Annotated in this window: 8 protein-coding genes; 6 read left to right on the forward strand and 2 right to left on the reverse strand. The window is 70.1% G+C overall.

Annotated features, from left to right (window positions below; all coding sequences use genetic code 11):
* The first annotated feature begins 27 nt into the window (after positions 1 to 27).
* Positions 28 to 1,014 (forward strand): DUF1648 domain-containing protein, encoded by a 987-nt coding sequence (locus ACF1BH_RS06230; RefSeq protein ID WP_391641229.1) that lies wholly within the window; start codon positions 28 to 30, stop codon positions 1,012 to 1,014.
* Positions 1,015 to 1,374, forward strand: coding sequence for a GntR family transcriptional regulator (locus tag ACF1BH_RS06235; protein WP_391641230.1), 360 nt, complete (start codon positions 1,015 to 1,017; stop codon positions 1,372 to 1,374).
* 26 nt (positions 1,375 to 1,400) lie between these two features.
* On the opposite strand, the gene ACF1BH_RS06240 is transcribed toward ACF1BH_RS06235, so the two are convergent.
* Positions 1,401 to 1,907 carry a DinB family protein gene (locus ACF1BH_RS06240; protein WP_391641231.1) on the reverse strand — a complete coding sequence of 169 codons (507 nt, stop codon included), beginning with the start codon at positions 1,905 to 1,907 and terminating at the stop codon, positions 1,401 to 1,403.
* 406 nt (positions 1,908 to 2,313) lie between these two features.
* Here ACF1BH_RS06240 and acnA point away from each other — a divergent pair, with 406 nt between their 5' ends.
* A complete protein-coding gene (gene acnA, locus ACF1BH_RS06245) occupies positions 2,314 to 5,028 on the forward strand; it encodes an aconitate hydratase AcnA (RefSeq protein ID WP_391641232.1) in 2,715 nt (904 codons plus the stop codon).
* 87 nt (positions 5,029 to 5,115) lie between these two features.
* On the opposite strand, the gene ACF1BH_RS06250 is transcribed toward acnA, so the two are convergent.
* Complete coding sequence (locus tag ACF1BH_RS06250; RefSeq protein WP_391641233.1) at positions 5,116 to 8,520, reverse strand: GH92 family glycosyl hydrolase; 3,405 nt, start codon at positions 8,518 to 8,520, stop codon at positions 5,116 to 5,118.
* A 422-nt stretch (positions 8,521 to 8,942) separates the two neighbouring features.
* On the opposite strand from ACF1BH_RS06250, the gene ngcE reads away from it, so the two are divergent.
* Genes ngcE through ACF1BH_RS06265 form a run of 3 tightly spaced genes read left to right on the forward strand, consistent with a single transcriptional unit; the run spans position 8,943 to position 12,269 of the window.
* Positions 8,943 to 10,382, forward strand: coding sequence for an N-acetylglucosamine/diacetylchitobiose ABC transporter substrate-binding protein (gene ngcE, locus ACF1BH_RS06255; protein ID WP_391641234.1), 1,440 nt, complete (start codon positions 8,943 to 8,945; stop codon positions 10,380 to 10,382).
* Between the two features lie 58 nt (positions 10,383 to 10,440).
* Positions 10,441 to 11,364, forward strand: a complete 924-nt coding sequence (locus tag ACF1BH_RS06260; RefSeq protein ID WP_391641235.1) for a carbohydrate ABC transporter permease — start codon at positions 10,441 to 10,443, stop codon at positions 11,362 to 11,364.
* The gene (locus ACF1BH_RS06265) at positions 11,364 to 12,269 is read left to right on the forward strand and encodes a carbohydrate ABC transporter permease (protein WP_391641236.1); all 906 of its coding nucleotides are present in this window, start codon (positions 11,364 to 11,366) and stop codon (positions 12,267 to 12,269) included. Before ACF1BH_RS06260 ends, ACF1BH_RS06265 begins: the two co-directional genes overlap by 1 nt.
* The last annotated feature ends 218 nt before the right edge of the window (positions 12,270 to 12,487 follow it).

The raw sequence follows: 12,487 nt of genomic DNA on the forward strand, positions 1-12,487 counted from the left end.
CTACTATGCGAATAACTGGAGGTTGACATGAACCCTGCCACTCCCTTCACCCGTCCCCCGGCCGACACCCTGCGGGTCGCGATCGCCGCGTTCCCCTTCCTGGTCGCGGTCGCCGTCGTCGTCGGCGTCCATCACCAGACTGCCGACCGGTTGCCGGATCCGCTCGCCACCCATTTCGGTGCCGACGGCGCCGCGAACGGCTTCTCCTCGGTCCACGGGTTCGTTCTCGGCATCGTCCTGGCGTTGCTGGTCCTGGGGATCGGCGGCGCTGTCCTCGCCCGCGTGCGGCGGCTGGCCCCGGCCGCGCCCTGGATGCTCGCCGCCGGCTGGGCCCTGGCCGCCGCCGTCGCCGTCCCGGCCTGTCTGACGCTGCTGGCCAACGCCGGTGCGGGGCGGGCCGAGGCGGCCCGGCTGCCGCTGTGGCAGTTGCTTCCGGCGCTCGCCGCCGGGCTGCTCGCGGGCGCCGTCGGACTGTGGCTCGGGGGCCCGCGGCCGCGCCCGGAGCCGTCCGGCCCGCAGGACGCGCCGCGCCTGCCGCTGGCGGCGGAGGAGCGCGCCGGATGGAGCCGTACGGCCGGCTCCCCGCTGCTCGCCGTCGTCGGCCTGGTCACCTGCTGCGCCGGGCTGTATCTCGGGTTCGTCGCCGGGCCGTTCGCCGGTGTCGCGCTGGGTCTGGCGGGCGCGTCGGCCGGGGTGCTGGCCTCGGTGCGGGTGACCGTCGACGGGCGCGGGCTGGCCCTCGCGCCCGCGCTGCTGCCGTACGCTTTCCGCCGCATCCCCCTCGACCGGGTCACCGAGGCCACCTGCAGAAATGTCGAACCCTTCGCCGAGTTCGGCGGCTGGGGCTACCGCGTCCGCGCACACCGCAGCGGGCTGGTGCTCCGATCGGGTGAGGGGATCGTCCTGCGGCTGCGCAGCGGCCGGGAATTCGTGGTGACGGTCGACGACGCGGCGACCGCCGCCGCGCTGCTCAACACCCTGCTCGACCGCGCCCGTCCGGACCGAGGAGACTGAGTGCTGTTCCGGGTCGACCCCCGCTCCGCCGTACCGCTCGGTGACCAGATCGCCGCCGCGGTCCGCGGCGCCATCGCCGACGGCTCGGTCCGCGCGGGCGAGCGCCTGCCCGCCGGCCGGGAGCTGGCCGCCTCGCTCGGCGTCAACGTCCACACCGTCCTCCGCGGCTACCAGCGCCTGAAGGAGGAGGGGCTGATCGAACTCCGCCGTGGCCGCGGCGCGGTGGTCACCGGCCTCGCGTCCCCGGCCCGGGCGCGCCTCGGCGAGGCGGCCGACCGTCTCATCGCCGAGGCGCGGCGGCTCGGGCTGACCGACGACGAGATCGTCGGCGTGGTGCGCCAGGGTCTGGCTCCGCGCTGACCTGTCCGTACGACGGGAGCTAGGGATCAGACCCCGGTGGTCCCGTCCACGGCCTCGCGCAGGAGGTCGGCGTGGCCGTTGTGACGCGCGTACTCGTGGATCAGATGCAGCATCACCGTCCGCAGCGACACGTCCTCGCCCCACCGGGCCGCGTGGTAGGCGGTGTCGAGGGAGGGCGCCGCCGCCTCGATCCGGCGGGCGTGCGCCACCTCCGCCTCCCAGGCGGCGAACGCCTCCGCCCGCGTCGCGCCCCGCGCCTCGTACGCCGCCTGGAAGTCGCCCTCCGGCGACCAGAGCAGCGGGACGTCCTCGCCGTCCACCACCCGCCGGAACCACGCCCGCTCCACCTCGGCCAGGTGCCGCACCAGCCCGAGCAGTGAGAGCGTCGAGGGCGGACTGGCCGGGCGGCGCAGCTGGTCGTCCGTCAGGCCCGCGCACTTCATGGCGAGCGTGGCGCGGTGGAAGTCGAGAGAGGCGCGGAGCGTCTCCCGCTCGCCGCCGGTGCGCGGCGGATCGATCCGTTCGACGGTCATGGGTGCCCCCGTTCCCGGCCCGTCCCCGGCGCGCCGCGGGTGCGGCACCCGGCCGGGCGGCGGACCGAACCTACCGCCCGTGCCGCGCCCCTGTCCGGCGGATGTGCGGTACGGCGGGCGCTCCCGGGGCCCGACCCGAACAGCCCCTTCTGCGCGCGCACGCCCGGTCCCGGGCCTACGTTCGTGGTCGCGGCGGGAGGCGCGATGCGGTAACGGGCCCCGCCGGGGCATGACCAGGTCGCGGCGATGTACTAGAGTTATCTCGACATCGAGATATCTGCCCAGAGGCGTACCGCCGCCGCGCCAGTGAGGCATGCCTAACTAAGGCTTACCTTACCGGATCGGTGCGGACCTGCGACGGCAGGATGCGGTGGTACGCGCGAATTCATGCATGAAGGAGACTGTCGTGTCGGCGAACAGCTTCGACGCCCGCAGCACGCTGCAGGTGGGCGACGAGTCGTACGAGATCTTCCGGCTGGACAAGGTGGAGGGCTCCGCCCGTCTGCCCTACAGCCTGAAGGTGCTGCTGGAGAACCTGCTCCGCACCGAGGACGGCGCGAACATCACCGCCGACCACATCCGGGCGCTGGGCGGATGGGACTCCCAGGCCCAGCCCAGCCAGGAGATCCAGTTCACGCCGGCCCGCGTGATCATGCAGGACTTCACCGGCGTCCCCTGCGTCGTCGACCTCGCCACCATGCGTGAGGCCGTCAAGGAGCTGGGCGGCGACCCGGCGAAGATCAACCCGCTGGCCCCGGCCGAGCTGGTCATCGACCACTCCGTCATCGCCGACAAGTTCGGCACCAACGACGCCTTCGCCCAGAACGTCGAGCTGGAGTACGGCCGCAACCGCGAGCGCTACCAGTTCCTGCGCTGGGGCCAGACCGCCTTCGACGAGTTCAAGGTCGTCCCCCCGGGCACCGGCATCGTCCACCAGGTCAACATCGAGAAGCTGGCCCGGACCGTCATGGTCCGAGGCGGTCAGGCCTACCCCGACACCCTGGTCGGCACCGACTCGCACACCACGATGGTCAACGGCCTGGGCGTCCTGGGCTGGGGCGTCGGCGGCATCGAGGCCGAGGCCGCCATGCTCGGCCAGCCGGTCTCCATGCTGATCCCGCGCGTCGTCGGCTTCAAGCTGACCGGTGAGCTGCCCGCCGGCACCACCGCCACCGACCTCGTGCTGACCATCACCGAGATGCTGCGCAAGCACGGTGTCGTCGGCAAGTTCGTCGAGTTCTACGGTGAGGGCGTCGCCGCCACCTCGCTGGCCAACCGCGCCACCATCGGCAACATGTCGCCGGAGTTCGGCTCCACCGCCGCGATCTTCCCGATCGACGACGAGACCCTGAACTACCTGCGTCTGACCGGCCGTGACGCCCAGCAGGTCGCGCTCGTCGAGGCGTACGCCAAGGAGCAGGGCCTCTGGCTCGACCCGGCCGCCGAGCCCGACTTCTCCGAGAAGCTGGAGCTCGACCTCTCCACGGTCGTCCCGTCGATCGCCGGCCCGAAGCGTCCGCAGGACCGCATCGTCCTCGCCAACGCCGCCGAGCAGTTCAAGCTGGACGTCCGCAACTACGTCGCCACCGCCGACGAGGCCGGCGAGGAGTCCTTCCCGGCCTCCGACGCCCCGGCCGCCTCGGACGGCGTCCCCTCGAACCCGGTCACCGTCACCGCCCCCGACGGCTCGACCTACGAGATCGACCACGGTGCGGTGACGGTCGCGGCCATCACCTCCTGCACCAACACCTCGAACCCGTACGTCATGGTCGCCGCCGCGCTGGTCGCGAAGAAGGCCGTGGAGAAGGGCCTGACCCGCAAGCCGTGGGTCAAGACCACCCTCGCCCCGGGCTCGAAGGTCGTCACCGACTACTTCGACAAGGCCGGTCTGACGCCGTACCTCGACAAGGTCGGCTTCAACCTCGTCGGCTACGGCTGCACCACCTGCATCGGCAACTCCGGCCCGCTGCCGGAAGAGGTCTCCAAGGCCGTCAACGACCACGACCTCGCGGTCACCTCGGTCCTCTCCGGCAACCGGAACTTCGAGGGCCGGATCAACCCCGACGTCAAGATGAACTACCTGGCGTCCCCGCCGCTGGTCGTCGCGTACGCGCTGGCCGGTTCGATGAAGATCAACATCACCGAGGAGGCGCTCGGCACCGACCAGGACGGCAAGCCGGTCTTCCTCAAGGACATCTGGCCCACCGAGGCCGAGGTCAACGACGTCGTGGCGAACGCCATCGGCGAGGACATGTTCAACAAGTCCTACGAGGACGTCTTCGCGGGCGACGCCCAGTGGCAGGCCCTGCCGATCCCGACCGGCGACACCTTCGAGTGGGACGGCGAGTCGACCTACGTCCGCAAGCCCCCGTACTTCGAGGGCATGGCCATGGAGCCGTCGGCGGTCAGCGACATCGCGGGCGCCCGCGTCCTCGCCAAGCTGGGCGACTCGGTCACCACCGACCACATCTCGCCCGCCGGCGCCATCAAGGCCGACACCCCGGCCGGCAAGTACCTCACCGAGCACGGTGTGGAGCGCCGCGACTTCAACAGCTACGGCTCGCGCCGCGGTAACCACGAGATCATGATCCGTGGCACCTTCGCCAACATCCGCCTGCGCAACCAGATCGCGCCGGGCACCGAGGGCGGCTTCACCCGCGACTTCACCCAGGAGGGCGCGCCGGTCTCGTTCATCTACGACGCGTCGCAGAACTACCAGGCCGCCGGTACCCCGCTGGTCATCCTGGCCGGCAAGGAGTACGGCTCCGGCTCCTCCCGTGACTGGGCCGCCAAGGGCACCGCGCTCCTCGGCGTCAAGGCCGTCATCGCCGAGTCGTACGAGCGCATCCACCGCTCGAACCTCATCGGCATGGGCGTCCTGCCGCTGCAGTTCCCCGAGGGCGCGTCCGCCGAGTCGCTGGGCCTGACCGGTGAGGAGACCTTCTCGGTCACCGGCGTCACCGAGCTGAACGACGGCACCACCCCGCGTACGGTCAAGGTCACCACCGACTCCGGCGTGGAGTTCGACGCGGTCGTCCGCATCGACACCCCCGGCGAGGCGGACTACTACCGCAACGGCGGCATCCTGCAGTACGTCCTGCGCTCGCTGATCAACAGCTGATCCGGGACGCCCGGCCGGTTGACGGCCGGAATGCCTGAAGGGCCGCACCCCGCTCGCTCGGGGTGCGGCCCTTCGGCATGTCCGGGGCTACCCCAGCAACTCCACCTCCGCCAGCGTCCCGGTGCCGTCCGGGACGAGCCGGTAGTGCGCGTACCGGACGGCGGAGGGGACGGCGAACGCCCGGGTCTGGTGGTCCCAGCGGAAGGTCTCGCCGGTGCGGTGGTCGAGCTGTTTCCAGGAGATGCCGTCCGTGGAGCCCTCCAGGGTCCAGCCCTCGGGCGCCGCGGCGCGGTCGGCCGAGGTGAGGGTGTACGAGGTGACCTCAGTGGCCTCGGCCAGGTCGATACGGGTGGGGGTGAACGGTGCCGCCGTCGCGGAGGTGTTGTCGAAGAGCGGGCCGGTGGACGGGTCGGTGACGTCCGCGGGCGGGGCGGGCACCGTGTCGTCGTGGGTGAGGGAGGTCGGGGCGGCGTCCTCGCCGGTGCCCCAGGCGGAGGGGCGGTCGCCCATGGTGAAGTCCAGGGTGGCGCCGCGGGCGAGCAGGGCGTGCGGCAGCGCGGTGGACGTCCACGGCTTGCCGTTGAGGCGGAGCCCCTGGACGTAGACGTTCCGGGCGCTGTTGCGGGGCGCGTTGATCACCAGGTCGCGGCCGTTCTCCAGATGGACGGTGGCCTTGGTGAAGAGCGGGGAGCCGACCGCGTACTCGCCCCCGCCCATCACCAGCGGGTAGAAGCCGAGGGCGCCGAAGACGTACCACGCGGACATCTCGCCGTTGTCCTCGTCACCCGGGTAGCCCTGGCCGATGTCGCTGCCGACGTAGAGCCGGGACAGCACCTCGCGGACCTTCGCCTGGGTCTTCCAGGGCTCACCTGCCGCGTCGTAGAGATAGGCGATGTGGTGCGAGGGCTGGTTGCTGTGGCCGTACATGCCCATACGGGTGTCGCGCGCCTCGGTCATCTCGTGGATGACGTCGCCGTAGGAGCCGGCGAACTCCTTGGACCCCGTCTCCGGCGTCGCGAAGTACGCGTCGAGCTTCTTCGCGAGGCCCGCCCGGCCGCCGTAGAGGTTGGCGAGGCCCCGGGTGTCCTGCGGGGCGGGGAAGGCGTACGTCCAGGCGTTGGTCTCGGTGTAGTCGTGGCCCCAGACGCGCGGGTCGAACGTCTCCGGCGGCAGCCGCCAGGCGCCCTTGGCGTCGCGGCCCTGGAAGAAGCCGGCCTTGTCGTCGAAGAGGCGGACGTAGTTCTGCGCCCGGCCGAGGAAGTAGGCGGACTCCTCCCGGTAGCGCTGCTTGTGGGTCTTCGCGTACAGCGCCTGTCCCATGCGGGCGATGCCGAAGTCGTTGAGATAGCCCTCCAGCGCCCAGGACAGGCCCTCGCGGGTGTCGGTCGAGGTGTAGCCGAGGAACGGTGAGGTGGTCATGCCCTTGCGGCCCACCCCGGACTGCGGCGGCGCCACCGTGGCGTTCTTCACCGCCGCGTCGTACGCGGCCTCGGCGTCGAAGCGCACGCCCTTGAGGTAGGCGTCGGCGAACGCCACGTCCGAGCTGGTGCCCGTCATCAGGTCCGCGTAGCCGGGGGAGGACCAGCGCGAGGTCCAGCCGCCGTCCTTGTACTGCTGGACGAAACCGTCGACCAGCTTCCCGGCCCGGCCGGGGGTGAGCAGCGCGTAGGCGGGCCAGGCGGTGCGGTAGGTGTCCCAGAAGCCGTTGTTGACGTGGACCGAGCCGTCGACGATCTTCGCGCCGGTGCGGGTCGGGGTGTCCTTGCCGACGGGAGGGGAGAACGGGCTGGCGTAGCGGGTGCGCGAACCGACCTGCTCCGAACCGGAGTTGGGGTAGAGGTACATCCGGTAGAGGTTGGAGTAGAGCGTCGTCAGCTGGTCGGCGGTGGCGCCCTCGACCTCGATGCGGCCCAGCAGACCGTCCCACTGCGCCTGGGCGCGGCGCTCGGTGGTGGTGAACGGCGTCCCGGCGGGGATCTCCCGGTCGAGGTTGGCCTTCGCCTGGGCGGTGCCGATCAGGGAGGTGGCGAGCCGCAGCGTCACCGTCCGGCCCTTGCCGGGCGCGAACCGCAGATAGCCGGTGACGTCCTTGCCGCCGCCCCCGCCGAGCCGTCCGCCCTTGGTGACCGGTGCGTCGAACGTCCCGTAGACGAAGAGGCGGGTGGCGCCGGTGGACAGGCCGCTCCTGACGTCGGAGTAGCCGCTGACCACGCCGTGGGCGGGGTCGAGCGTGAGGCCGCCCTTGTTGTTGACGTTGTCGAAGATCAGGTTCGCGTCGTCGCCGGGGAAGGTGAAGCGCATCTGGGCGGCGTGGTCGGTGGGGGCGATCTCCGCCCTGAGGCCGTTGTCGAAGGTGACGCCGTAGTAGTGCGGCCGGGCCGTCTCGTTCTCGTGATGGAACGGCAGCGCGCGGGCGGTGCGCGAGGCGTCCGGGGTGCCCGCCGCGGTGGACGGCATGACCTGGAACGTCTGCCGGTCGCCCATCCAGGGGCTGGGCTCGTGGCTGGCCGCGAACGCCTGGAGGGTGGGGAGGTTGTCGGCGTTGTTCCTGCGGGCGTACTCGTAGAGCCAGTCCGTGGAGCCCGCGTCGGTCACCGGCGTCCAGAAGGTGAAGCCGTTCGGGACGGCGGTCGCCGGGAAGGTGTTGCCGCGCGAGAAGCTGCCGCTGGAGAGGGTGCCGCGGGTGGTCCGCACGTAGTCGGAGAGATGGGCGCGCGGCTTCTCGGGCGCCTGCCGCCCGAGGGTGAGGTCGTCGATCCAGCCGCGGAAGGCCGGGGCCTTGCGCGGGGCCCGCGGGGCGTCGTACGCGACGAGGATCCGGGCGACGGTCTTCCCGGCGGCGACCGTGCCGATGCGGGCGGTGCGTGCGTTCCACTGGTTGACGTAGAGCATCCGCGCACCGGCCTGGCCGCGCGGCGTCAGGGGCGCCCCGTACTGGTCGGTGGCGCCCAGCTCGCTGAGGTAGGTGCCGTCGGTGAAGGCCAGATCCACGGCGACATGGGTGGCCGGGTACTCCGGATCGGCCGTCGTCATCTCCGGGAAGACCTTGTAGGAGAGCGTGGTGTCCGCGGTGACGGGCGTGTGGACGGCGAAGACCTTGTTGTACGCGTAGCCGCGGCCGGACGCGGTATGGGTACCGGCGTATTCCAGGGCGTGCCGGCCGGAGAACCCGGCGCCGTTCTTGGCGGTCGGAGTGGCGTCGGGCCCGGTGCCGGTGCGGGTGGCCATGCCCGGGGCGGCGGGGCCGGAGGGCGGAGTGACCCCGTCCGTCCTGGGGTGGCCGTCGGGGTCCTGGTCGGCGGTGTCGGTCCAGTCGGGCGCCGGTTGCCCCGGCTCGAAGGAGGAGCTGAACTGCCCTGAGGCAGCGGGTGGTTGGCGCGGTCCGGCCTGGGCCGCCGGGCCGAAGGCGGTGACGGTGAGCAGCGCGGCCGCCACCAGCGCGGTGGGGCGGGCGAGCGTCCGTAACGGGGTGTGCCGGTGTCCGATCCGCACGCGAACCCTCTCAACGTGGTTGACATCGTTGTCAGTTGGAGCGAGTAGAGACAAGTAAGGAGGGCGGCCCGGTGGGTGTCAAGAGTGGCGGAGGCGGCGTGCGGACCGGGGTGTACGCGGTGGTGCGGCAGGGTGCGCGCCGGGGTGCGCCCGGCCGGTTCGACCAGGTCTCAACTCGGGAAAGAGAGTGAGGAACACCGCATTCGATCTTGCCCCGTCACCCGAAAGTGGACTATACCTGTCGGCGTCCGAACGGCCCGTCAACGGCCGTGGATCCGGGGGGAAATGCGGGTGGCCGAATATGCCCGCAGTATCCCGGCAGACCCGGCGCACATCCCGTACCACTCAGCTCCATCTGACGACCTGCGGTGCCGGGGAGTTTCGTGCACCGCCTGAGTCCTGAAGAAGGCGAGGACTTGAGCATGGGATCCACCTCGGAATTCAACCGGCGCGATCTGGTCAAGCGGGCGGCGGCCCTGGGAATCGTCGCGCTCCCCGCGATGAGTTTCCTTTCCGCCTGCGCCAGCTCCGGCGGTGGCGGCGGCGACAAGGCGGCGAAGGGCACCAAGTCGGCGAAGAACCCGCTCGCCGTCAACGACAGTGCGGGTCTGGACGTCGTGATCTTCGACGGCGGTTTCGGCGACGCCTATGCGAAGAACGCGCTGGCGGAGTACACCAAGGCATTCCCGAAGGCCGCCGGAAAAGCAAAGCTGACCTCCACCCAGAAGATCCAGTCGACGCTGCAGCCGCGTTTCAACGGCGGCAACCCGCCGGACCTCGTCGACAACTCCGGCGCCGAGCAGATGGATTTCGGTACCCTCGTCAGCAAGGACCAGCTGACCGATCTCAACGCCCTCCTCGACGCCCCGTCGATCGACGACCCGTCCAAGAAGGTACGCGACACGCTGCGCCCCGGCGTCGTCGAAATGGGACAGTTCGGCGGCAAGGAAACCTGGATTCTCTACTACGCGTACACCGTCTACGGCGTGTGGTATTCGAGAGGTAATCTCGCGAAACTCGACGCGGAATACCCCGAGACCTGGGACGACATGCTCGCGCTCTGCGCGAAGGCCAAGAAGAAGGGGATAGCCGGGTGGACGTACCCGGGTAAGTACCCCTACTACATCCCGTTCTCCCTCTACCCCTTCATCGGCAAGATCGGTGGGCCGGAGGTGCTGCGGCGGATCGACAACCTGGAGCCGAACGCCTGGCACGACCCGGCGGTCAAGGCGGCGTTCGAGGCGTACTACGAGCTGTACCGCAAGGGCTACATCCTCAAGGGCTCGCCCGGTCTCGACCACCTCCAGTCGCAGAACGCCTGGGCCGAGGGGAAGGCGCTCTTCATCCCCAACGGCTCCTGGGTGGAGAACGAGTCCGCCAAGCAGATCGCCCAGGACCCGCACTTCCAGCTCGCGGTCGGCGCCCCGTCCAGCCTCTCCGCCGCGGACAAGATGCCCTTCGGCACCCTCTGGGCGTCCGGCGGCGAGCCGTACATCGTCCCGAAGCAGGCGCACAACGCCGAGGGCGGCATGGAGCTGCTGCGCGTCATGCTCGGCAAGAAGGCGGCGCGGAACTTCATCCGGCAGGTCTCCTCGCTGACCTCGCTGAACGGCGGCACGGACGGCGTCCGGCTGCCGCCGGGGCTCGCCTCCGCGCAGTCCGTGCTGGAGAAGGCGGGCAACAACGTCCTCAACCCCCGGCTCCAGGACTGGTACGTCGCGCTGCAGAAGGAAAAGATCGGCGTCGGCGCCATCGGCGAAATGATGGCCGGCCGGATGACGCCCGACGAGGCGATCAAAAAGATCCAGAAGTACGCGGACGACACCCGCGCCGACTCCAGCGTCACCAAGTACAAGCGCTGACCCATGGGGGGAGCGAGCCAACGGCAGCATCCGCAGCACAAGAACGGGACCGGCAGCCATGCAGCACGGTAAATACCGTTTCATCGCGGGATTCCTGATCATTCCGCTGGTGATTTACGCGGTCTTCGTGATCTCACCTTTCGTACAGGCCATCTACTACTCCCTCACGGACTGGACGGGCCTGAGCCCGAACCTGCGGATGGTCGGCCTCGACAACTACGTACGCCTCTTCCACGACTCCGTCTTCTGGGCCGCGGTGGGAAACAGTGTGACGCTGTTGCTGCTGCTTCCCGTGGTCACGCTCAGTCTCGGACTGTTCTTCGCCTTCATGCTCAATGTCGGTGGCCGCCGCCGGAAGAAGGCGGTCATCGGCGGAGTGCGCGGATCCGGCGTCTACAAGATCATTTACTTCTTCCCGCAGGTGCTGTCCGTCCCGATCGTCGCACTGCTCTTCCAATTCGCGTACAACCCGGAAAGCGGCGCCCTGAATTCCTTTCTCGGAGCCATCGGCCTCGACGGTGTGCAGCCGGACTGGCTGGGCGATCCGCAGCTCGCGCTGTGGTGCGTCATGGGTGCGATGGTGTGGGCCAATGTCGGTTTCTACGTGGTGCTGTTCTCGGCCGGGATGAGTTCGATCCCCAAGGACTTCTACGAGGCCGCGCTGCTGGACGGCGCGAACCGCGTGAACACGTTCTTCCGGATCACCCTGCCGCTGCTGTGGGACACCGTGCAGACCGGCTGGATCTACATGGGAATTCTCGCCCTGGACGTCTCCGCCTTCGCGTTCGTGCAGATCATGAGCGTCGGCCCGGGCGGCCCCGACTACTCGACCGAGGTCCTGCCGCTCTACGTCTACCAGCGGACCTTCCGCGACGGTCAGGCCGGATATGCGACCGCCATCGGCGTCTCCCTGCTGATCGTGACCCTCGTCTTCTCGGCTGTCGTCATGCGGCTGGGACGGCGCGAGCGACTGGAGTTCTGATGAGTGCGCAGACCGAGCCCGCCGCCCGCCACGCCGCACCGAAGGGCGGGCCGGGCCGCGCGGGGCGCCGTGGCGGCGAGGGCGGCGTGCTGAACGTCTTCTCCCACGGCGTCCTGGTGATCTGGGGCCTGCTGGTCACCATGCCGCTGCTGTGGGCGGTGGTCTCCTCCTTCAAGGACGACGCGGAGATCTTCGGCTCGCCCTGGAGCCTGCCCTCGGTGCTGCACCCCGACAACTGGGTGCGCGCCTGGGAGAAGGCGAACATGGGCGAGTACTTCCTCAACTCGCTGATCGTGGTGGGCGGTTCACTGATCGGCACGATGGTGCTCGGCTCGATGGCGGCCTATGTGCTGGCCCGCTTCGACTTCCCCGGCAACCGCTTCGTCTACTTCCTCTTCGTCGGCGGCATGGGCTTCCCGGTGATCCTGGCGCTGGTGCCGCTCTTCTTCGTCATGAAGAACATGGCGCTGCTGGACACCTACCACGGGCTGATATGCGTCTACATCGCGTATTCGCTGCCGTTCACGGTCTTCTTCCTCAGCGGGTTCTTCAAGACGCTGCCGACCTCGGTGGCGGAGGCGGCGCTCATCGACGGCGCCTCCCACACCCGTACGTTCTTCCAGGTCATGCTGCCGATGGCGAAGCCGGGGCTGATCAGCGTCGGCATCTTCAACTTCCTGGGGCAGTGGAACCAGTACCTGCTGCCGACGGTGCTCAACGTCGGCGACCCGCACAAGAAGATGCTCACCCAGGGACTGGTCGCGCTCGCGGTCAGCCAGGGGTACAAGGGTGACTGGTCCGGGCTCTTCGCCGGGCTGACCATCGCGATGCTGCCGGTGCTCGCGGCGTACATCATCTTCCAGCGGCAGGTGGTCGCCGGTCTCACCGCCGGCGCGCTCAAGTAGCCGCCGGGGCCGCGAGCGCCCCGCGCCGCCTTCACGGGGCGCGGGGCTTTCGGCTGCCCGGAGCGTTTCGCGCGCCGGAGCGACCCGAGCGCCTGCGGGCGGCCCCGCGCCGCCGTCGCCGGGGCGCTCCGGGACGTCGGTCCGCTCCGGCGCGAGCGACCGCCCTGCCCCTTCCGCCTCCGGTCGAGGACTTGACGAGAGGTGATCCGTACGGCTCA

The organism is Streptomyces sp. NPDC014733 (assembly GCF_043083385.1).
In the GTDB taxonomy this organism is placed as follows: domain Bacteria; phylum Actinomycetota; class Actinomycetes; order Streptomycetales; family Streptomycetaceae; genus Streptomyces.